The 21,862-nt window shown below is 60.3% G+C and carries 15 protein-coding genes and 2 pseudogenes; 10 read left to right on the top strand and 7 right to left on the bottom strand.

Annotation, left to right across the window (positions count from 1 at the left end; all coding sequences use genetic code 11):
- Nucleotides 1-20: 20 nt before the first annotated feature.
- Nucleotides 21-1,316, top strand: coding sequence for an isocitrate lyase (gene aceA / locus AAIL17_RS01490; RefSeq protein ID WP_424681030.1), 1,296 nt, complete (start codon nucleotides 21-23; stop codon nucleotides 1,314-1,316).
- Nucleotides 1,317-1,401: 85 nt separating this feature from the next.
- Here aceA and AAIL17_RS01485 read toward each other — a convergent pair whose 3' ends face one another.
- A complete protein-coding gene (locus tag AAIL17_RS01485) occupies nucleotides 1,402-3,204 on the bottom strand; it encodes a cation:proton antiporter (RefSeq protein ID WP_424681029.1) in 1,803 nt (600 codons plus the stop codon).
- A gap of 380 nt (nucleotides 3,205-3,584) precedes the next feature.
- Nucleotides 3,585-4,247, bottom strand: a pseudogene (locus AAIL17_RS01480) (ATP-binding protein); the annotation flags it as partial.
- Between the two features lie 199 nt (nucleotides 4,248-4,446).
- Here AAIL17_RS01480 and AAIL17_RS01475 point away from each other — a divergent pair.
- Genes AAIL17_RS01475 through AAIL17_RS01460 form a run of 4 tightly spaced genes read left to right on the top strand, consistent with a single transcriptional unit; the run spans nucleotide 4,447 to nucleotide 8,835 of the window.
- Nucleotides 4,447-5,058 (top strand): TnsA endonuclease N-terminal domain-containing protein, encoded by a 612-nt coding sequence (locus AAIL17_RS01475; RefSeq protein ID WP_424681028.1) that lies wholly within the window; start codon nucleotides 4,447-4,449, stop codon nucleotides 5,056-5,058.
- Nucleotides 5,051-6,958, top strand: coding sequence for a Mu transposase C-terminal domain-containing protein (locus tag AAIL17_RS01470; RefSeq protein WP_424681027.1), 1,908 nt, complete (start codon nucleotides 5,051-5,053; stop codon nucleotides 6,956-6,958). The genes AAIL17_RS01475 and AAIL17_RS01470 overlap by 8 nt, the downstream gene beginning before the upstream one ends.
- A gap of 1 nt (nucleotide 6,959) precedes the next feature.
- Nucleotides 6,960-7,850, top strand: coding sequence for a TniB family NTP-binding protein (locus AAIL17_RS01465; protein ID WP_424681026.1), 891 nt, complete (start codon nucleotides 6,960-6,962; stop codon nucleotides 7,848-7,850).
- A gap of 4 nt (nucleotides 7,851-7,854) precedes the next feature.
- Nucleotides 7,855-8,835, top strand: coding sequence for a TniQ family protein (locus tag AAIL17_RS01460; protein ID WP_424681025.1), 981 nt, complete (start codon nucleotides 7,855-7,857; stop codon nucleotides 8,833-8,835).
- An 83-nt stretch (nucleotides 8,836-8,918) separates the two neighbouring features.
- Here AAIL17_RS01460 and AAIL17_RS01455 read toward each other — a convergent pair whose 3' ends face one another.
- Nucleotides 8,919-10,643 carry a hypothetical protein gene (locus AAIL17_RS01455; protein WP_424681024.1) on the bottom strand — a complete coding sequence of 575 codons (1,725 nt, stop codon included), beginning with the start codon at nucleotides 10,641-10,643 and terminating at the stop codon, nucleotides 8,919-8,921.
- Between the two features lie 443 nt (nucleotides 10,644-11,086).
- Between AAIL17_RS01455 and AAIL17_RS01450 the strand changes: the two are divergent.
- The 4 genes and pseudogenes from AAIL17_RS01450 to AAIL17_RS01435 all read left to right on the top strand — a co-directional run.
- Nucleotides 11,087-11,191 (top strand): annotated as a pseudogene (locus AAIL17_RS01450) (transposase); the annotation flags it as partial.
- Between the two features lie 231 nt (nucleotides 11,192-11,422).
- Nucleotides 11,423-11,593: a hypothetical protein gene (locus AAIL17_RS01445; RefSeq protein ID WP_424681023.1), complete on the top strand. Its 171-nt coding sequence runs from the start codon at nucleotides 11,423-11,425 to the stop codon at nucleotides 11,591-11,593.
- Between the two features lie 261 nt (nucleotides 11,594-11,854).
- Nucleotides 11,855-14,713: a DUF6531 domain-containing protein gene (locus AAIL17_RS01440; RefSeq protein WP_424681022.1), complete on the top strand. Its 2,859-nt coding sequence runs from the start codon at nucleotides 11,855-11,857 to the stop codon at nucleotides 14,711-14,713.
- A 23-nt stretch (nucleotides 14,714-14,736) separates the two neighbouring features.
- A complete protein-coding gene (locus AAIL17_RS01435; RefSeq protein ID WP_424681021.1) occupies nucleotides 14,737-17,148 on the top strand; it encodes an RHS repeat domain-containing protein in 2,412 nt (803 codons plus the stop codon).
- Nucleotides 17,149-17,777: 629 nt separating this feature from the next.
- Here AAIL17_RS01435 and AAIL17_RS01430 read toward each other — a convergent pair.
- Complete coding sequence (locus tag AAIL17_RS01430; protein WP_424681020.1) at nucleotides 17,778-18,125, bottom strand: hypothetical protein; 348 nt, start codon at nucleotides 18,123-18,125, stop codon at nucleotides 17,778-17,780.
- A 71-nt stretch (nucleotides 18,126-18,196) separates the two neighbouring features.
- Nucleotides 18,197-18,778, bottom strand: a complete 582-nt coding sequence (locus AAIL17_RS01425) for a hypothetical protein (protein ID WP_424681019.1) — start codon at nucleotides 18,776-18,778, stop codon at nucleotides 18,197-18,199.
- Between the two features lie 557 nt (nucleotides 18,779-19,335).
- On the opposite strand from AAIL17_RS01425, the gene AAIL17_RS01420 reads away from it, so the two are divergent.
- Nucleotides 19,336-20,070, top strand: coding sequence for a hypothetical protein (locus tag AAIL17_RS01420; protein WP_424681018.1), 735 nt, complete (start codon nucleotides 19,336-19,338; stop codon nucleotides 20,068-20,070).
- On the opposite strand, the gene AAIL17_RS01415 is transcribed toward AAIL17_RS01420, so the two are convergent.
- Nucleotides 20,067-21,284 carry a hypothetical protein gene (locus tag AAIL17_RS01415; RefSeq protein WP_424681017.1) on the bottom strand — a complete coding sequence of 406 codons (1,218 nt, stop codon included), beginning with the start codon at nucleotides 21,282-21,284 and terminating at the stop codon, nucleotides 20,067-20,069. The genes AAIL17_RS01420 and AAIL17_RS01415 overlap by 4 nt on opposite strands.
- Nucleotides 21,281-21,841 carry an ImmA/IrrE family metallo-endopeptidase gene (locus tag AAIL17_RS01410; protein ID WP_424681016.1) on the bottom strand — a complete coding sequence of 187 codons (561 nt, stop codon included), beginning with the start codon at nucleotides 21,839-21,841 and terminating at the stop codon, nucleotides 21,281-21,283. Before AAIL17_RS01410 ends, AAIL17_RS01415 begins: the two co-directional genes overlap by 4 nt.
- Nucleotides 21,842-21,862: the final 21 nt, after the last annotated feature.

Here is a 21,862-nt window from a genome sequence, read left to right as displayed (position 1 = left end):
CCCCACGGAGCCCGGAACCCATGAAAACCAATCTGCCGACCGCCGAACAGATCACCCTGGACTGGACCAACAATCCGCGCTGGGCCGGCGTGCGCCGCAACTACGGCGCCGAAGACGTCGTGCGCCTGCGCGGCACCGTGCCGATCGAATACTCGCTGGCGCGCCAGGGGGCCGAAAAACTCTGGCACTCGCTGCACAAGGAGGACTTCGTCAACGCGCTCGGCGCGCTCACCGGCAACCAGGCGATGCAGCAGGTGAAGGCCGGCCTGAAGGCGATCTACCTGTCCGGCTGGCAGGTCGCGGCCGACGCCAACGTGGCCGGCGAGATGTATCCGGACCAGTCGCTGTACCCGGCCAACTCGGTGCCGCTGGTGGTCAAGCGCATCAACAATGCGCTGCTGCGCGCCGATCAGTTGCATCACGCCGAAGGGAGCGACGAGATCGACTGGCTGGCGCCGATCGTGGCGGATGCCGAAGCCGGCTTCGGCGGCGTGCTCAACGCGTTTGAACTGATGAAGGCGATGATCGAGGCCGGCGCCGCCGGCGTGCACTTCGAGGACCAGCTCGCCGCGGTGAAGAAGTGCGGCCACATGGGTGGCAAGGTACTCGTGCCCACGCGTGAGGCGATCGACAAGCTCACCGCCGCGCGCCTGGCCGCCGACGTCTGCGGCGTGCCGACGCTACTTGTGGCGCGCACCGACGCCGACGCGGCGGATCTGCTCACCTCCGATGTCGACGACAACGACAAGCCCTTCCTCACCGGCGAGCGCACCCTCGAGGGCTTCTTCCGTGTCCGGCCCGGCCTGGACCAGGCGATCAGCCGCGGCCTGGCCTATGCGCCCCATGCCGACCTGGTGTGGTGCGAGACCAGCAAGCCGAACCTGGAGGACGCACGCCGCTTCGCCGAAGCCATCCGCGGCAGATACCCGGACAAGCTGCTCGCCTACAACTGTTCGCCAAGCTTCAACTGGAGGAAGAACCTGGACGACGCGACCATCGCGAAGTTCCAGCGCGAGCTCGGCGCGATGGGCTACAAGTTCCAGTTCATCACGCTGGCCGGCTTCCACAGCCTCAACTACGGCATGTTCGAACTGGCCCATGGCTACGCGCGCCGGCAGATGAGCGCGTTCGTCGACCTGCAGGAAAAGGAATTCGCCGCGGCCGAACGGGGCTTCACCGCCGTCAAGCATCAGCGCGAAGTCGGCACCGGCTACTTCGACCAGGTCACCCAAGCGATCCAGCAAGGTCAATCTTCGACCGTCGCGCTGAAGGGCTCGACCGAGGAAGCACAGTTCCAGCGCGCGTCAGCGGCCTGACTTCTGGACGCCCTCTCCCACGGGGAGAGGGCTGGGGTGAGGGGCCAAGGCTTGCAGGCCCCCCCCCCGGAAAAGCCAGATCCAGCTACGTGCGCTCCACCGCCGCCGCAGCTGGCGGGGTCAACGCAATCGCCAGCCAGCCCGCCTTGGGCTCCAGCACCCGTTTGGCCGATGCCACGCGCAGATTTCCCTTCTCGTCCACCCCGAACAGCAGCACCGTCTGGCTGCCGTTGCGCTCGATGAAATCGCTCCAGCCGAAGGCCGGGGTGAGGCGAGTCGATTTGATCCGCCACCCGGCTGCCAGCAGTTCGCCGAAGCGCGCATGCGTCATCTCCTCCCCGAACAGGGGCGGCGCCAGCAGCTTGCCGGCGATCGCCGCGCGGTCCGTGGCTTCCTGCGGCGCCAGGTTGCGCAGGCGGTAGACCTTCTCGCGACCGAACTCGCGCCGGTAATGCACGCAGGCCAGCGAGTTGCGCTCGCGATGGGTGGACATCGCCAGCAGCCAACCCAGTCCGCTGAGATCGAGGTTGCGTTCGGCATGCGGCGAGGCGGGATTGCCGAAGAACGTCGCCAGTCCCTCCATGCGGGCGTGGCGGATGCCGTCCCACGCATCGTCCGCCAACACCACGCGGAACCCGGCGTCGGCCAGCGCCTTGCCGACCGCACGCGCCACCTCGTCCGAACCATAGATGAGCAGGCCGCGCGGTTCCGGCTCGGCCACGCCGAGCCAGCGCGCCAGCGGCCGCGCGGTCGCGCTCTGCAGCACCACCGTGCCGATGATCAGGATGAACACCAGCGGCACCATCGCGTCCGCACCGGCCACGCCCAGCTCCTGCAGGCGCAGTGCGAACAAGGCGGACACGGAGGCCGCCACGATGCCGCGCGGCGCCACCCAGGCGATCAACGCGCGCTCGCGCCAGGACAGCGAACTGCCCACGCTGGCGAAGGCCACCGTCAGCGGACGCACCAGGAACTGGGCGACCAGGAACACCGCGATGCCGGCCCACAACATGCCGTCGGGCAACGGCCACTGCAGCCGCGCGGCGAGCAGGATGAACAGGCTGGAGACCAGCAGCGTGGTGAGGTTTTCCTTGAAATCCAGGATGTCGTCGATGTGGACGTCGCGGATGTTGCCCAACGCGATGCCCATGATGGTGACGGCCAGCAGCCCGGACTCGTGGGTGATCGTGTTGGAGATGCTGAAGGCCAGCAGCACCGTCGCCAGCACCCCGAAGTTCTGCAGGTATTCGGGGATCAGCTGGCGCCTGAGCAGCCACGCCAGCGCCCACGCGGCGAGCGCGCCGGCGATGGCACCGCAGCCGATGGTGGCCAGGAAGACGCCGACCGTGCGGCCCTCCTGGTGCGAGACGATCGCCTCGTAGATCAGCACCGCAAAGAGCGCGCCCAGCGGATCGATCACGATGCCTTCCCAGCGCAGCGTGTTGGCGATGCGCGCGTTGGGGCGCAGCGTGCGCAGCATCGGCGCGATCACCGTCGGCCCGGTAACGCAGGTCAGCGCGCCGAACAACAAGGCCACATCCCAACCGAGTCCCGCGATCAGCCGCGCCGCCAGCGCGAGCAGCAGCAGCGCGGCGATCGCGCCATAACTGACCAGCCCACGCACCGCTCGGCCGATGTCCGGCAGCTCATGGAAACGCAACGTCATGCTGCCTTCGAACAGGATCAGCGCCACCGCCAGCGAGACCAGCGGAAACAGCATGTCGCCCAGCATCGCGTCCGGGCGGAACAGGCCGGTCGCCGGCCCCAGCACGATGCCGGCCAGCAGCAGGAACAGGATCGCCGGCAGCTTCACCCGCCAGGCCAGCCATTGCGCGAGAAAGCCGATACCCAGCATGCACGCCAACATCAGTCCGGGTTGTAGCGTCATCGCCTTCCTTCGCCTCCGCGGCGGCCCATTCTGCCTGAGCCTTTCGGGCGATTCGAAAGCACGCGCGCCAGGTCCTGTCCTCGTCGGACAGGGCTCGGGTGTGTGAGGCAATTCAAACGTGGCGCCGGCCGCTCTGCTCCTACGGAAAAGCCCCGAAGCGGTAAGGCCATACCTGCAGAAAGCGCCACGCAGCCAGGCGCTTCGCTGTCGCCGAAACGAGCGGACCGGGGCGCCTCGAAGGAAGAGAGGCCGGCCCCGGTATCGGGCGGGGGAGGGAGGGGGGACCGATACCGGGGCGGCGGGCCGGATGCATTTAAGTACCGGCGAGTGCAGATATTAGACCGTGCCCGAAGGAAGTCAATACCCGCCAGTTCAGAAAATCAGAAACGGCGGTATTGCAACGCCTCGGCTAGGTGCGCGCGATCGAGCAGGGCCGCGCCGCCATCCAGGTCGGCGATCGAGCGGGCCACCCGCAGGATGCGGTGGTACGCCCGCGCCGACAGGCCCAGCCGCTCGAGTGCCGCTTCGAACCAGCGCCGTTCGGCTTCCCCCAGTGCGCAGTCACGCTCCAGTTCGCGCGTGTTGATCTCGGCATTGGCCCTGCCTGCCCTGGCCAGCGCGCGCTCACGAGCCTGGATCACGCGTGCGCGCACGGTGGCCGAATCCTCGTCGTACACGCTGCGCGGGGCGCCCAGCTCCGCGAGCGGCACGCGCGGAACCTCCACGCACAGGTCGATGCGGTCCAGCAGCGGACCGGAGATCCGCGCGCGGTAGCGCCGGATCTGGTCGGGGGTGCAATGGCAGCGCTCGCGGGCGTCGCCGGCATAGCCGCAAGGGCACGGGTTCATCGCCGCGACCAGCTGGAACTGGGCTGGGAAAGTGGATTGCCGCGCCGCACGGGAAACCAGGATATGTCCCGATTCCAGCGGCTCGCGCAGCACCTCGAGCACGTGCCGATTGAACTCGGGCAGTTCGTCGAGGAACAGCACGCCGTTGTGCGCCAGCGAGATCTCACCCGGCCGCGGGCTCGAGCCGCCGCCGATGCCAACCGGCGAAGTGTATGCGACCGTTTAGGCGCCGAATCGGGGCCCTTACAGCATGAACTCACTACACTCGGCGCGACCACTTAGCAAAGTGTATGCGACTGCTTACACTTTTCACCACTCTACTGCGACTGGGTTTCCTCGCGCCTTGCCACCTGCCCGTAAGATCGGCCTAGGCCGACGAGCTCTCGCCGGAATCATGCCCAGCCAGAAGCAGCCTGGGGTAGAACCCGCGCGATTTGAGTCATCACTCGAGCGCGACTTCTACGTGTTGCTTGAATTCGATTTGAAGGTACGTCGATGGGAGCCGCAGCCAGTGCGCATTCCGGTTGGCGACGGGCACCCCTCCTATGTTCCCGACGTGTTGGTGACCTACCTCGATTTCGACGTGTGGCCGCAGACCGAGCGCACGGTGCTCTACGAGGTAAAGCAGCGCAAGGAGTTGCGCGACAACTGGCATCGTTGGAAGCCGCGATTCAGGGCCGCTCGACGATATGCAAAGGAGAGAGGCTGGTCATTCCGGGTCATTACCGACCGCGAAATCCGGACCGGTGGCCTCCTGTGGAACGCCAAGTTCCTTCTTCCGTACACCCACGACGAGGTTACCGACGGCGTGCACACCCTGCTGATCAAGACCCTGCGCCATTTGGGCCCGACAACGCCTGAAAAGCTTGTCGCATATCTGGCGAAAGATCCGTGGGAACGCGCCACTTTGCTCGCGTCGGTCTGGACGATGGTCGCCAGTCGTGCATTCCTGTGTGACCTTTCGCGTCCCATATCCATGCACACCGAACTCAGCGCTTATGACTGAGCAGGCTCCCATCGATATCCTTCGGGTCGGCCGCGATGTCGTAATCGATGGTATCTCGTACACCCTTGTCCGCTACATCGATCTTTATTCCATTCTCGCCGTCCGCATCGACACAGGCGAGAAGGTCCGCCTCGCGATCGCATCGCTGCTTGAGGCGATGACACGCGGCGATGCAGAATTGGTCGACGACGCCCACGAAAGCTCCCGGTTCGAGACACTGACGGCCGAACAGTGGGACATAGCCCAGCGACGCGCGGCCGCCCTGGCGCCATTAATAGCGGCCGATCAGCCTCCGCGTCGTGAGGTGACAGCCGTTGCCAAACATCTCGGTGTCCACGTGGCCACGGCTTACCGTTGGATCAGCAAGCTGAAGAACGGTGGGGAAATTGCCGACCTAGCACCTCATCGCCCATCGGGCGGGCGTGGCGGTTCGCGTATCGATCCTCTGGCGGAAGCGCTAATCCGCGAAGCGGTCGAGGATCGCTACCTTCAACCGCAACGCCCGCTAGTGTCACAGGTCATGCGTGATATCGAACTGGCGTGCCGACGTGCCGGCGTGGTGGCGCCACATGCCAACACGGTCCGCCGGCGCGTGGCGGATATATCCGAGCGGCTGGTGACCGAGAAGCGCATGGGTAGGAAGGCGGCCGACGATAAGTTCGCCGCCCGTCCCGGAAGCTTTCCCGGTGCCGATTATCCGGGCGCATACTGGCAAATCGATCACACTCCGCTGGACGTCGTGATCGTGGATGACGTGCATCGGCGCCATATCGGCCGCCCTTGGCTGACCGTGGCCATCGACGTCTATTCCCGGTGCGTGGCGGGCTTCTACCTGTCGCTGGACGCTCCCAGTGAGGTGACGGTCGGCATGTGCTTGGTCCACGCGATCCTGCCCAAGGAAAGCTGGCTGGGCGTCATCGGTGTTCAGACCCGATGGCCGATGTGGGGCATACCTGCCGCAGTGCACGCCGATAATGCCAAAGAATTCCGCGGCGGGATGATTACCCGTGCCGCCCAGTCGTATCACTTCCGGGTTGAATGGCGGAAGGTGAAGACGCCCAATTGGGGCGGCCACATCGAGCGTCTGATGGGCACTTTCAATCGGGAGGTGCACCTGTTGCCTGGCACGACCTTCTCGAACACACAGGAACGCGGCACATATGCACCCCATACTGAGGCTGTCCTGACGCTTCGCGAGCTAGAGCGCTACCTCACTGAGTACATCTGCAACGTGTACCACCAACGCGTCCACACCAGCATCGACCGGCCACCAATCAAACGTTATGAACTCGGCGTGCTCGGTGACGGCGTGACGCCGGGGGTTGGATTGGCGCCACCCGTGGCGGACGCAAAGCGGCTGCGACTGGATTTCATGCCGATGATCGAACGATCGATCCAGAGCTACGGTCTGCGTATTGACGGCGTGTCCTACTACGACCCAGTGCTTGACCCTTGGATCCGCGCCATGGATCCGACGACTCGTCGCCCTCGACGCTTCATAGTGCGCCGCGATCCTCGCGATATCAGCGTGGTCTACTTCCTCGATCCGACGACCAATCGCTACTACCCAATTCCTTACCGGCATCTGGAATATCCATCGATCAGCCTGTGGGAATTGCGGGAGGTACGGTCGCAGCTTCGCAAGGAAGGCCGGCGCATGGTGGACGAGGATCTCATTTTCGAGACTTACGAACGCCTCAACCAACTGGTGGCCGAGGCGCAGTCACACTCTGTCAAGGCGCGCAAGGCCCTACAGAAGAAACGGGACCGGGTCAGCCGCCGCGAGGCCGAAGATGCCCAAACCGGTGTGTCACGGCCTCTGGCCGATGTCGCTCCGGACGGTGATGATTGGGACGATGACGCCCCGGCGGAACCCTTCGCCATTCGCGTAGTGCACTGACGTGGACCACGTCGACGAAAGCGTACGACCTATCCTTCTCCTGTCGGCGAAGGAACGTCTGGCCTACATGCGCCGGCCGAAGTGGTTTAGTTATGCCGCGGCCGACGCGATGCTGGAACGCCTTGAGGGCTTGCTCGATTACCCTCCATCTCATCGGATGCCGGGCCTGCAGATCTTAGGCGATTCCAATAGTGGCAAGACCGCGGTCGGGTTGGAGTTCCTCGCACGCCACCCGATGGACGCCAACCCCGAGGGCGATGCGGCGATCATCCCTGTGTTGCGGATCGAGGTGCCACCCAATCCGGACGAGAGTCGGCTGTACGACGAAATCTTCCTTGCCCTACGGCAGCCATTTCGAGCACGCGATCCGGTGAGTGAAAAGGCGAGACAGGTGCGTGCGTTGTTGGACGGGGTCGGATGCCGAGTGCTTCTGCTCGATGAATTCCAGCACGTGCTGGGCCCACGCAATGATCGTCGACGAGTCGTCATGGACGTGGTCAAGCATTTGGGCAATATCCTTCGCCTGTCCGTCGTGGTACTGGGTACCACGGAAGCGCAGGTCGCCGTCAGCAAGGATGAGCAGCTTGCGAACCGGTTGACGCCTATCTGGATGCCCACGTGGCGTATGGACAGCGAGTACCGGCGTCTTTTGGCAAGTTTCGAAGCAACGCTACCTTTGAGGGAGCCATCCCGCCTGCAACAGCGAGATACTGCCGCACTCATCTTGGGTCTGAGCGAAGGCCTGCTCGGTGAGATGCGCGACCTGCTCTGCATGGCCGTGGCAGAAGCGCTCCACCGGGGTGAGGAGTCGATCACCCAGGCACTCCTGCGAAGCGTCGGATGGACGCCACCCAGCGACCGCCGTCGCCGAATCGCCACCGCCCGGTCATAGCACCATGGCACCGGTCAGCTTGCAGTGGTGTGCGCACCCGCAACTGGCTCGCGATGAAGCGCTTTCCTGGTGGCTTCACCGCTTCGCCTGGGCCAATGCCATCAGCAATCACACACTCGAAAGACAGCTATTCGGAGGCCGGGCGTTCTGGCCCCGTGACGTCGACCGATTCGCCCCGGTTCTGTTGGTTGATCAATGCGTATCGCTACTCGGACTAAGCAAGGAGCGCATGGAGGCGGCCACGCTCCGCCGTTACGAAGGGGTGCTTTACCCTCGCCTGACCATCGACGGATGGTTGCCGTGGATCATGCCTGTGGGTGTATTTCATCGCACGCAACAGCACCACGGGCACGCGTACTGCCCGCATTGCCTGGGTGAGGGAAGACCCATGCGCGTCGCTGGGCGACTGGCCTTCGAGATTGCCTGTATCCGCCATCAATGCCTTCTCTGGGATGCGTGCCCGCGTTGCGACGCGCCGGTCACTTTTGCCCGCGTGCAGCTGATCATGGCTGGACGATTCCCATGCCCAGCTTGCGGCGCCAACCTTGCAGTCGCGCCGCGTCGTCCGCTGGTCAGGCGCGCGTTTGCGTTCGAGCATCGGTGTCACGCGGCGCTGCGGCAGGGATTCTCACAGGTCGGAACCACGCGTGTCTCTGCAGTCGAATTTTTTGCCGGAACCCGCATCCTGTTGCGCGGACTGTACGGCCGACGCTACCTCAATGGCCTCACGGATACGTCCACCATTCGATGCCTTCGATGGGCCTCCGCCGCGCGACCGACCACGCCATTCGAGCATTGGCGTTTGCAGGCCCGTCTGCACCCTTTGGCGGCACTGGAAGCCTACCTGCGCGATTGGCCTAAACAATTCCTGCGTGATGCCAGACGTAGCGGCGTATACCGTTGCCGCTTCGAGTCTACCGCCGCCAATCCGCCGTGGCTGGCCAATGCCATGGCAGAAATCGAACCGGCCTTATCACATGTGTAGCCTTCACATGTGCTCTCAGGAGCGCACGCTGCTTACCTGATCTGCGTTGGACCAAAGCAGCCCGTTGAAGACTTGCCCCAAACCTATCCCAAAGCGATAGCCAGCACCGCTTTGACCACATTGTCTGCGAACTCCCGAATCCACGTCGCCTCATCGAAGGAGGCATCGTATCTTTTGTGATTGAAGGCTTTCGGGATCAGCCTAAGCCCGTCTGACTCTTTGTTGACCCAGATGGGTCGGCCTGCGTAGGGCACGCCGCTCAGCCATTGAATGAACTGTTGGGTTGTCAGTGGCAGGGATGAGGGCTGTCGGCACGCGAACAGTTGATGTGCCTTTTCCTCATCGACGGGCGTGCCGTGCAGCGCGTAAACATGCCGCCCGGGACTGCGCGCATGTAGGATCAGAAAGCGGTAGTCGGCGCGCTTTTCGTGCACGATGTCCAGCACCCCATTGTCCATGCCTGCGAGCGTGAGATAGGTCACAGTCCAGCTAGGCAATTGCGAGGTCAACAACGCAATCGCGCGATCGAATATCGTGCGCATGCGGATCAGTGCGATCGGTGGACCGCCTCGGCCCTTTTCCTCTTCCGTGGATGTCGGCAACATGTCGCCGCCAACGAGCTCAGCCACGCCAGCCTCGCCGCCGCCGCCAGTATTCGGCGCAGTGTAGGTTACCGGCACCGGATTCGGTCCCCGGCCCCCAGCTTGGTGGGTCGACGGTCGACGCGGCGCACGTTCGGTCGGCACGTCATAGGCATCATCATCAAAGCCCAGTAGGTGCGTGCGCACGCTTTCCACGCTTGGGTCGGCGCCTTCCCCGGCCAGCGTCACGCCCTCGCCGTCGGTAATGATGCCGGGCGCACTGAACGGTGTGATGGTCGGACGTTGTGGGTCCGCGTTGGGGTCCTGTCGATTGTCGTGCTTGGCATCCCAGGTAATGAATCGATACGGTGGCGGGTGGCGGACAGCAAGCACCGAAAGCACCAACCGACGTGGTGGGCGGTGGCCCTCCCATTCTTCGATATCGATGTAGTGAATCTTCAGTAGCGGCTGGTCTTGCAATGGCGGCACTGTGTACGGAAAGGGAAAGACATCCTTTTCGCTGTACTCACGCAAACGCCGCGAGAACGCACCCACTTTCTGCCTGGCGTACCCGTCGAAGAGGAGTCGCGCAAGCCGCTTCATAGGCCCATCGCCAAAGGTCGTGTCGTAAGTTACATGTGCACCATCACCCGTCTCGCGCGTCTCATCCGGATCCCAGGGCAGATCACCACGGGCCATCGACCTAGGCTGGTTGATGCCGTCGCCGAGGATCACCCGCAGCATGGCAGGGTGGAACAGATACCAGGCCCGCACCATCTCCGCGATGGGGAAGACCAGATCCGCTCCGCCGACGACGGGAATAACGCGAACCGAGCCCGGATGCATCATGTCATACAGCGGATAGGTCCAATCTGGCATGGCCTCGTGTGGCCTCAGCGCACGATGCTGTCCTTGGGTGTCCAACGCCGGCAGGTCCAATTGCACCCAGCACGTGCGGCCGAAGCCGTAGCCCGCGAACGTGCCATACCTCCAGCGCGTGCCCACCGCGAGGAGATGGAACGCCTCCATGGGAATGGTCACTTCCAGCGGGGTGGCAACTTCCAACAGACGGCGAAACTGCGCCTGGATGCTATAGCGTTGACCACTGCGGGTGATTCGCTTGCGCAACGACCCCAGCCAGTTCAAAGCCAGCGGACCAGGCTCTTCCTTCAACTGTTGCAGGATCAACGGTACCGAGTCGCGGCGACGTTCGCCCTTCGCACTCACATCACGTCCTTTTTCGGGCCAAGCATCCCTATGGCATATCGGCCGTGACCCTCCTCGCTGAAGAGGCTAATGAAGGATGGTCCGCTGGCAACTCGCCCCATGGACGCGGAGGATCCACTGTCGGCCTTAGCCGATCTCCAGAGGCGCCCGCCTTAGCGCCGAAACCGCCGGCTTCGCTATTGCACTCAAACCTTGGGGAAGCGTCTCGCGCTCCCGTCGCGTCTCATCGAGCATCCGGTGCTACGCCCGCAAGCCCAACCAGAATGCCTACGTCAAGTCCTTCAACGGACGCCTGCGCGACGAGCGGCATGACGCCCGCGGCCTGTGCATAACGCTTGGCAAACACAGATACGATCTGACCTGACCCACCCCCGGATATCTGGACCAATCTAAAGTAGAGACTTCGTGCCGCATGGGCCCCGTATCAAACGAGGAGTCAGGCGATGAAGAAGTCACGTTTCACCGAAGAGCAGATCGCATACGCGCTTAAGCAGGCCGAGCTGGGCACGACCGTCGGCGAGATCTGCCGAAAGGTGGGCGTAGCCGAAGGGGTCGCGTGTGGTCGCCACCGCGTCGCTCGAGTGAGGCGCGAACACGGCTTAAGGTACGGGCCGACGCAAGTGACCAGGGAGGGGCGGTTCAGCTGCCTAGGCAGGGAGACACATGCGCTTAGAGCGTACTTGCGCGGAGGCCGGAAATTGCCCCCGAGGAAGGCCAAGCGGTCGTGACACGAAAATCACCTCCATCGCCGGCGATCGGCTGGAGGAAGCAGAACGACCATGTTGAAACAGCTCACGGCCACGCTTACTGCGTGCACTACGCTCTGCCAGATGCTTGAGCGGTGCCCAACAGGGCGGCGCTACCTGCTCGCCTTAGCCATCATGGGCGCCACCGTCACCGTTTTTACGCTGCTTGCCGAGAGCATCATGATCGGCGCCTGGCGATGGTGATCATCAGCAGCACCCATGTCGCTGCTGCCCGAATACGCCTACATGGTTTGTAGGCAAATACCTACAGTCTAACTCGGCAACATGCCGCAGCATGCAAGCTACACTGGTTAAGACACGATTCTGTTTCATCGGTCTTGCGGTTCTCGCTGCCTGGACTCTATTGCGATGGCTTACTAGTACGGATTGCGGGTGTTTCTACCAGCGATACACATGGACTAATTGCAAATACTACTGTAATCAATGGATGTAGGGTAGGGAAACATGGTTAAACCAAGTAAGTTGCGTTTTGGTTGGATTGCCAGTTCGTTCCAAACAGCGTTGGTGTGTGGAATGGCCAGTAGTTCAATGCTCTGGCCTCCCGAGGCTGCAGCGCTAGAAGATGTTCACTATCAAATATGCTGGGGACAGCAAGACGCCGGGGGCGATTACATGCACCCAAGCGCGACCATATCCTGCGAAACCATATCTTTTCCCGACAGCGATAGTGGCGCCCCCCCGCCCAGAGGCGGTGGCGGTGGCGGTGGACCCGGCCACCATTACGCTTCGGTTAACGTTGCGCCGACCAACGACACGGCCGCTAACAAGAGTGGCTGTCCCGATCCAGTAGGCCGTCCTATCCTCGTAAGTAGCGGCACAAAAGTCGAAACCTATCCCATTTTTGCCCTGCCGGGGGAAATGGGCCTTAGTCTCACCCTGTACTACAATTCTGCACTGAAGATTCCTCAGACCTCGTCCAATCCTTATTGGTCGACAAGTCTGCAGTACACGCTTACTGAGGCGCAATGCTTCATCAACAAGCAAACTGGCGAGACCATCTGCCATAGCCTGATTTATCTCCGTCCTGACGGATCGGAGATCACCTTCAGTGGCATACCCCAAAGTGGTCCTTATACCGAAAATGGTGGCGGTGGTTTGGCGACACTCAGCTATAGCAGTGGATCGGCCACTTATACCTTGCATGATGAAGACGGGACAACCAAGATATTTGACGGCAACGGCTACTTGAAGTCCATTACGGATAGGTCCGGTATTAGTTGGACCATCTCCAACTCGGGTTCGTCGGCGGGCACCACCTACACGGTGACGCACACCAGTGGACAATCCTATTCCATTACCTATGGCGCGCCCGTCAATGGCGTAACGCCTGTCACCGTGAAGGATCCCGCCGGAAATATCTATTCGATGCAAATGACGGGGGCTATTTTCGCGCCGAATTTTCTGTCCATTACGTATCCAGGAGAGCCGACGACGAAGGTGGCGTTTAAATATTCCTCAGTGCTGCCCGGATTTTTGACGGAAGTGGATTACAACGGCACGCCATACGACTACACTGATTACAATACAGATGCCAACAGTAGCTATCTTGGGTGGGCGACGAGAAATTACCTTGCCGACAACACTGGCAGTGTCGCTATCAGTTACGCTCGTGACGGCTCAGGTATCCTGAAAGCCACCATTACCAACGCGCTGGGCCATCAGCGAGTTCAAACTTATGGTGGCACCAATGGCGCAGGTGGTGCGTACAACGGTCAGTTGTCCGAAATCAGTGACGATGCCGTATCCAGTTGCGGCGCGACCATGCACAGCCGCACCTACGACGCGAACGGCAATCTGTCGCGAACCGTCGACAACAACAACAACGTGCATACCTACGCGTACGCGGCGACCGGTCAGCTGCAGACTGAAACTGAAGCCGCGGGCACATCGCTGGCGCGAACCACGGATTACATCTGGGATCCTACTCTTCAGCTCAATCGCCTATTGAGCGTCACGGTCGAGGGTTGGTCCAAAACTGCCTTTAGCTACACGCCAGAAAATCGGTTGGCCTCAGTCAAGGTCACCAATCTTTCCGGTAACGGAAGCGCCAATCAAACACTCACCACTACCTACCGCTATACGCTTTGGCCCAATGGCATGGTGCATACCCTCACTGTGACCCATCCTTCGCCTGGCAACAGCAATACTGACACCTATACCTACGACGCCCTGGGCAACCTGATCTCGTTCGTCGATGGCTTGGGGCACACCACCACTTACAGCAACTACAACGGGTTGGGCGAAGTTGGACGAGTGGGCGGCCCCAATGGTGATATCACCGACTACACCTATGATGCGCGAGGTCGACTGCAAACCAAGATCTCCGACCCGAATGGCGCGGCGGCTACTTGGACCTATGGCTACGACGGGTTCGGCTTGCTCGCCAGCGAAACCACTCCTGCGGGCGAGATAACCACCTGGAATCGCAACAACGTCATGCGCGTGACCAGTGTCGTTCGCAATGACAAAGATGGTACCTCCACCGAAGGTTTCGGCCACGACGACAATGGTGACATCACCAGCCATACCGTCTCGCGCAATGGCACGACCAGCTTCTCCGAGATCTTGCGCTATGACGGCTTGGGACGCCTCTATCAGCGCCAAGGTATGCATGGTCAGTTGCTGACCTATGGCTACGACGGCAACGGCAACCTGCTCTCTGTGGCCGACGCGGTCGGCCGTATCGTTACCAACCAGTACGACGCACTCGACCGCCTAACTCGCACCACTTCGAGCTCTGGTGTGGCTAACGCGCCGACACTGAGCGTGCCCACTAGCAGCACTACTGGAAGCTATTCGGTGACATGGACAGCGGTAAGCACAGCGACCAGCTACACTCTGGAAGAGAAGGTTGACGGCGTCTGGAAAGCCATCCAGACCAGTGGTGCGACCAGCCGGCTGGTCACCGGTAAAGCCGATGGTACCTACAGTTATCACGTAAAAGCCTGCAATGTAGGCGGCTGCAGCGGCTGGAGCGCCACCGACAGCGTCAGCGTGCTACATATCCCGGCTACACCGACCGGCCTCTCCGCCGTCCTTCATGCATCGTATGACTACGATACGCGCCCACCAAAGACGACCTATCAACTGACTGCATCGTGGTCGGGAGTGGCGAAGGCATCTAGCTATGGGCTGGAATACTGTCAGCAAGGAGGCGCCTGCTACACGAAAACGACAACAACACCGTCGATTTCGTATACCCAAGTACCTAATGCCACAGTGTCGGCAACTGTTCGCGCGTGCAATGCTTCCGGTTGTTCGGCCTGGAGTCCGGCGGTCACTCCATCCGTGGTGTATGAATGAGGAGCAGATCGATGCAAGGACGAATGGACGAGTTTGTTTCTATCCCACGATTTAATGCTTTCGCATACAACGGCACGATCTCTCGACTCGGCGTGCACCTCTGCAAGGTCTGGTCCGCGCCGCGTCGGGTTGTCGTTACGAAGAGAAATCCCTTGAAGGTTCGCGACGCATCGACAGATTCGCGTGCGCCGACAATCTCGTTACTAAAATCGTTGAATCGGGTGCCGCAGAAGGCAAACGTTTCGTCTTCAGAATGCATGTCGACCGCGGAAGTGGCCATAAGCGTCCGCGTCCTCAATGCCCATGTATCGGATCAGCATGCGAGCGATTCCCTGCGCCTGATTCGTGGTGCAGCGACACACTGTCTGTCGTATGCAATCGGCATGGCGTCGTTTGGGCTCCTACTTGTCGTTAGCACCGCTGCTCGTGCTGCCGGGTCGACAATCACCCAATACACCTATGATGCCGGTGATCACATCACCGCGGTGACCGATCCGCGTGGCTTGGTTACCGCCTACAATTACGACGGGCTGGGCCAGCTGTGGGGTGTATCCAGTCCGGATACAGGCATCACTACCGCTAGCTACGATGCCTATGGACGGCGTAGCAGCATGACCCGCGCCAATAATGTAACGACCACCTACAGTTACGACGCCATCAATCGGCTAGCCAGTGTCGCTGCCGACGGGCATGTTCAAACCTTCACCTACGACAGCTGTACGAATGGTCTTGGCCGTCTGTGTTCCGCCAGCGATGCCACTGGCTCTACGGCCTACACCTACACTCCCGAGGGCTGGGTCAGCGGGCGTGGCTTTTCGATCAGCGGTACCACCTACTCGCTAGGCTACGGCTACGACGCCCTGGGGCAACTCAATACGATAACCTACCCGGACGGCTATCAAGCCAACTACAGCTATGGTCAAGGTGCTGTTTCCGTCATCACGTTCACCATGGGCAGTACCCAGCTGACCGCGGCCAGCAACGTCACGTGGCGACCGATGGATACGGCGCTGGCGGGCTGGACATCAAGCAACGGGTTAACCAACTCGCTGAGCTACGACACCGATGGCCGCCTCACGGGAATCACAGTGCCGGGCGTAGAAAGCCTGGGTTACAGCTACGACGCGGCTAACCGCCTCACCGGCATCGACAACGTGCTCGACGGCACCATGAGTCAGGACTTCGGGTACGACGACCAGTCGCGGCTGGTGTCGGTGAACTCGGCCAATCAAGTGGCAAGCTATGGGTATGACGCAAACGGCAATCGAGTTACAACTGTGACCGGTGCAGGCACCAGCAATACCGGGTACAGCGCCAGCAGCAACCGCCTAGTGAGTACGACAGGAGTCAACCCGCAGAGCTACGGTTATGACGACCTAGGCAATCTGACCACGCTGAATGGCGCGACGGCCTACCAGTACGATGCGTTCAACCGGATGAGCGCGGCCGGTGGCTCGACGTACTACGTCAATCCGGAAGGACAACGGCTGGCCAAGGCAGGGGGAGCGGGTACTACCTACTTCGCACCAGACGTCAGCGGCCCGCTGCTTGCGGAGTATGCCAACGGCGCCTGGATCGACTACGTGTGGATGGGCGGGCGACTGATCGGGCGACAGGTGAACGGACAACTGGAGGCAATCCATGACGACCAGCTCGGTCGGCCTCAGGTGGTCACAAATGCCTCGCAAGAGGTGGTGTGGAGTGCGCAGAACTGGCCTTTCACGCGAAACGTCACAGTGTCTAACTCGGTCCCTCTGAACCTTGGCTTCCCGGGACAGTACTACGACGCGGAGACCGGACTGTGGAACAATGGATTCCGGGACTACGATCCAACGTTGGGGCGATATGTTGAGAGTGATCCGCTTGGACTCAGTGGCGGTATCAATACGTACGCCTATGCCGGCAATAATCCTCTTGGCGCCACAGACCCGCTGGGACTGATCTGCATCAGCGATAATACGGCGAGTGTACTGGGAGCTGGTGCGGGTGGATTTATTACGGGCTCGCTAACTGGTGCGGCAAATCTTAAGGGCAGTCCTTGGGGAATTCTGGGTGGCGGTATTGCAGGAGCCTTATTTGGATCGGCCACGCAGGCCCTGTCTAACTATTTATCGCGGAACGATCCAGGCCGTGATTCAGCTGCCTCTGGCTTCGCATCTATGGTTGGATCTGCCATTCAAGACGAGGGCAACCCCGGCGTAGTTCTTGCGAATGGTGCGCTTTCTTACGTAGGAACAAGGATGGGTTATGGGAGTATCGGAGTAAAAATGAGTGGTCGCGTTATCACTTATGTTGGAGCAGCTACGTTGGCTAACCGAGGTTTAGGCGCAGGAGCGTTTGTGGCTGGTCCGATGTTCGGAATTGCTGGGGCATATATAGACCTAGCAGTGGAGGCGCAGGCTAAGTCCCTCAGCGATTGCGGGTGTGGTAGATAATGAAAGCGATCATTCACCTTTTTCTATCGTTAGGCACGGGTTTGGCGGCAATGCTTGTTCTTTATGGAGGTTATTGCATAATTGCGGGATCGCGCCCAAATGGGGCATTCATTGGAGTGACCCAGGCAATAGGATTTGCCTTGGCTTTGGGCTACTATTTTGCCCCTCCCAAATTTAAAGGAAAGAACAACAGATGAGGTCTGCGAGTGCCGACTGTGGGCGCTCACTTATTTCCTTATACAAAGGTAGGCCCTTAAACCGTGGATTGGCCTCGAACCATTCTTGATCATCGCCAGGCGTTTCCGTAGTCAGCTTGGCCCGCGTAGCTGACGTCCGGCACGCGATGAGGAGAAGTTCCTCCTCGACATCGATGGGATGGGCGAAGCCCACCGGTCGCATCCGTTCACCCTTGAACTCGAAGCTGTCCCGGGTGCCGCACGCCGTGCATAGGCTAGACGAGTCCGACGCATCGCTATTGGCCTCAGTCCGGGCGACGGTAGTGCCCATGATGGCTAAGGAGAGCAGGTAGCGCCGCCCTGTTGGGCACTGCTCAAGCATCTGATAGAGGGTAGTGCACGCGGTAAGCGTTGCCGTGAGCTGTTTCAACATCAAGCCGAGGGCGAAGCGAACTAACTCTGATCCCACACCTCAAGGAATAGAGTGTCGTTAGCGCCACAGGTCGCTGGGTCTTGTCGCCAAGTAACGCTACCACTCCAACCTTCAGGCAGAACATAGTCATCCCCGATCACCAGCGGACTGTTATTGGCAGGCAGACCTTCAGAAAGAATGGGGATTAGGACGCCAGCTGAGATTTCATACCGATTAGGATAACCATCGCCTCCGAGATCAATTGCCCTTCCGTCTTTCACGAGTTGGTCAAGCCAATCTAGGCCAAAGACGCTGGTCATCCAATGCACAACCAGGTCTTCCCGCTTTGCGCTGGAGTTGCGAAATGCAAAGACCTGCCAACCCAGCATGCCCTTTCTCCTACAGGTCTAACACTTGAGCTAAGCCCGCGCCGTGGAGCTACCCCTGCTCGGACGAATTGCTAGGCCGTAGCCCAGTGCCTGCCGAACCATTCCAGCGACTTCTTATACGGCTGGAAGCCGGACTCATACACGTCACTGTAATCCACTGACACGACCGCGAGGGCTAGCGCCTTTCGAGCGAGGTCGCGGCTCCCCTTGAATCCGAGCTCACCTTTCTCTTCGACCAGTTCCAACAGGACGATTTCGCTACCGGGTAGCAGCGAGCGGCCATCGACATTTCCGCAGAAGTTGGTCCAAAGACGTTGCGGAAGTGCGGGGACCGCATCTACGAGAGTTTCGTGTGATCCATCGTAGCCGTGGACGCGCAGCGACTTGATGAGGAGTGGGCCCGAGCCGTGATTTCGAAGCTTGACTCTCAGGATATTCTCGAAATCAGCCACGGTGACTTCCGGCAATGGGCGAACCGATAGCTTGTTGTGCTTGTGTTGCACTCGCACTGACCTTCCGGCCACGACTAGCGAGACGAATGAAACGAATAGCGCCAGCAAAGCTGCAACCGCGCTCGCGATTGTCGCCAGCGCATTCGTAATGCCCTGGTTTGCCGTTAGCCATTCCAGCAATTGGTTGAAATGTATTTCCACGGGCTACCGACCAAATTGTACGGATACACAGGGCCAGTTATACATGCGCGTACCCCTGACGCCAAGGGCGCCGCAACCCGTTGATGTCAGATAAACCTGCGCTCGGTGCATCCGGTCAATCCACGTTGCCAAAGCTGAATCTACTCGCGATCACGCGAACGAACGAGCTTCACTGGGGTAGCGGGTCAGATGCAAGCCATGCGATTCGCCCGGGACAGGGTGCGCAGCAGGAAGCAATGGCCTGGTCGACTGCCGGTCCCTCAGCTCCCCGTAGAGCATGCTGGTTTGGTGCCCCGGGGATTCGTACTCCCACATCAGGCGTCCAGTTTTGTCCACAATACCCAAGTGGGATCGCCGACGGAGACCGTACGGGCGATTGCCCTATGGCTCGCAACGCTTCCAGACCAATCGCACTTAGGTGCCGCTACGCTGCCAACAGCCTCCGCCGCCTCGCACGGGTACTGACCCAGGAGTTGGTGTGAGTCGAAACGGAATTCGCTATGCGCATGAGAGCGACCGGTCGCTTAGAATGGTCCGTCACGATCTTAGGGACAGACATGGAATTCAAGGACAAGATTGCTATCGCGGGCGCGCTTGCGGCTGCGGCACTGGCAACCGCCAAGCTGATAGCTGACAAGGAGTCAAAGATCTCAGATGTTCGGCGCGATTGGATCAATGGGCTGCGCAACGCGCTTTGTGATTGCTTGGCGTCGGCGCATGTGATCGCTGGGCGCATCCAGATTCGTCGAAAGCACAAAAGTGGCAGCTTGAGCGAAGCAGACATTACCGAGCTCGAAAGCGAACTGACGGAACATTGGGCTACCTTTCGCCACGCCTTTCAAATGGCGCTTCTTCATTTGAATTTTTCCGAAAGCGCGCTAGCTCTCTTGCCCGGTTATCAGCGTTCGAACTCACCGCCAAAATCGGATACGGAAGTGTGGGAAATGCTGACCAAGTCGCGAACGGCGTCCCCTTACTACAACCATCTCCACTCTCTGACCTCGCCTGTTGGATTTCCCAGGGTCGATCCTCCCGCAAGTGCCGCTGCAGCCGAGCTCGGCAAAACGCTCGTCGACCTTCGAGCAACCTTGCTCGGAGAGTACGATGGAGTTGGTTCAGGGCACGCTTATCAGCAGATCGAGGACAACATCCACAAGGCTACGATGCTCGCCAACTTGGTTATCGAACCTGAATGGGCCCTCATCAAGCGTGGCGAAATGGCACACCGCAGTGCCATTCTAGTTTCGGTGTGCCTCGTGCTTTATGGCGCCATCCGATTGTTCGGCGTCTAGACCGGCAGTTCAGGCTTGATGTTGTCCAGGAGGGCGCGCAGGTCCATAAGCGACCGCTTGCCGGTGGCAGGCTCCGCGCTCTCATTCGTCTGTTCGGACTTGAGCTCTTTATCCTCTACAGCCAGCGCTTCCTGTTCCACGTCCAACTTGGCATGCAGGCTCTTCAACTCGCGTTCCTTTTCAGCGAGTCGGTGATTCTTGGTAACCGGAAATTTTCCGTATTCCTCTGGCAACTCTGGATCGTGCTGCATAAACAACGTACAAAGCTTGTCAGCGTGCGCCTTCATATAAGCTCCAGCGAAGCCTCGTATTTTATCTGCTGGCGCTGCAGCCACACCGCGGAGCTCGTCTTCGAACTGGTGCAATTCCTCTCGCGGTAACACATCGATCCAGATCATGGGATAGGGCGCACCGCCAAGCACTCCTTTGAGCGGTAGCATCTGGTCATACTTCAAGGTCAAGGGGCGAATCTGAAACGAGGCGATCTTGTAAATCGGGTCTTCGTTCTCAAGATTTATGATCTCGCCAGCGACCACATAGGCAAGTTCGACTGAAATGGCCAATCGCCGGGGCGACGCACTAGCCCCTAGGCGGAAGCCTGTATCAATCGACGGGCCAACGTAGTCCTTGATGAGGTGGACCCCCTCCTTACCCGGGTACTGGCCCAAGAGCGAGTCGTTGCGCCAGGTCAACCAACCATCTTCGCGCTCGGTATCGTCCGGCTGATCCGTTACGCCCACGCGCAACGCCACCTCGCGGTTACGCAGAGGGAAATCTGCGAGCCAAGCTGATGCCTTGACGTCCAGCTGATCCTGCTTGTTCTTCATCAGCAACGCACGGAGATCGTCCAATGCAGCGATCCAAGCGTGCAGCGTGGTCATCACTTGCGCAGGATGAGTGATCTGTTTCGAGAAGGTAACCTCGTCACCGATCGTCTTCCACAGCGTGGGTGACTCACCAAAAAGGGCAGCGTGCTGTTGTTGTTTTGTCTTGACTGGGCCCCGCCCCAGATTCCAGTGACGCATGAAGGAGGTTTCTGCGTACTGATAAAAGCGCAGAACGATGTCGAACCAACCGTCCTCATCGCGGCGCTGTTTGAAAGCGGTCGAGCCTACGATATCGGCGCTCAAGAACAGGCGCAGCTGAGGCTTGAGGGTGCCCCTCAGCCCGTCGAAAGGGTCATCAGCAGAAGGCTGCGAGGGCTCGTCGGTCACACTGGGAGCTTAAGCGACTTCGCACGCACGCTGGCAGCCGAGTGCGACACCTTAAACTTGTTAGCGATAGCGGGGATATCGCCATCGAGCTCCTCGTAGGTGCTCCGAAAAGCTTCACCCGGCATAAGGAATGCGGCCGCGAACCAATTGGCCTCCCACTCAGCCTGATCGGAGCCAAAGCGGTTGGCACGCATGCGCGGCACTTCCCTGCGCAACGTGTTGCGTGGGTACAAGTAATGCAGCACTAAATGCCCCAGCTCGTGCGCCAGAGTGAAACGATCCCGCATAGGACTGCTGTCCAGCGGTAGGGAGATCGTAAAGCTGCTGCCCTCGGCGACGATGGAGCCGTAATTCATCTCATTCGCGTCAGACTCCGCGAACTCAATGGTCCCGCCAAGTTTGCCCACGATGGGCTCAAGCGCATCTCCAGGCTTGTAATCGAGGAAGCGAGCGACGTCCTCTGCCAAGCTGGAAACTTGTGCACGCGACCAGTCAAGCGCCTGTGGCGCGTCTTGCGCTCTAACGTCTTCGCGCTCTTGGAGCAAATTTGCAGTCATTGCAAGCCCCTTTCAGATGCC

The sequence above is a fragment of the Frateuria sp. YIM B11624 genome (assembly GCF_049727805.1).
GTDB lineage: Bacteria > Pseudomonadota > Gammaproteobacteria > Xanthomonadales > Rhodanobacteraceae > Frateuria_A.
The sequence above is the reverse complement of the archived record's forward strand: the minus strand, read 5'-3'. Positions and strand labels throughout refer to the sequence as shown.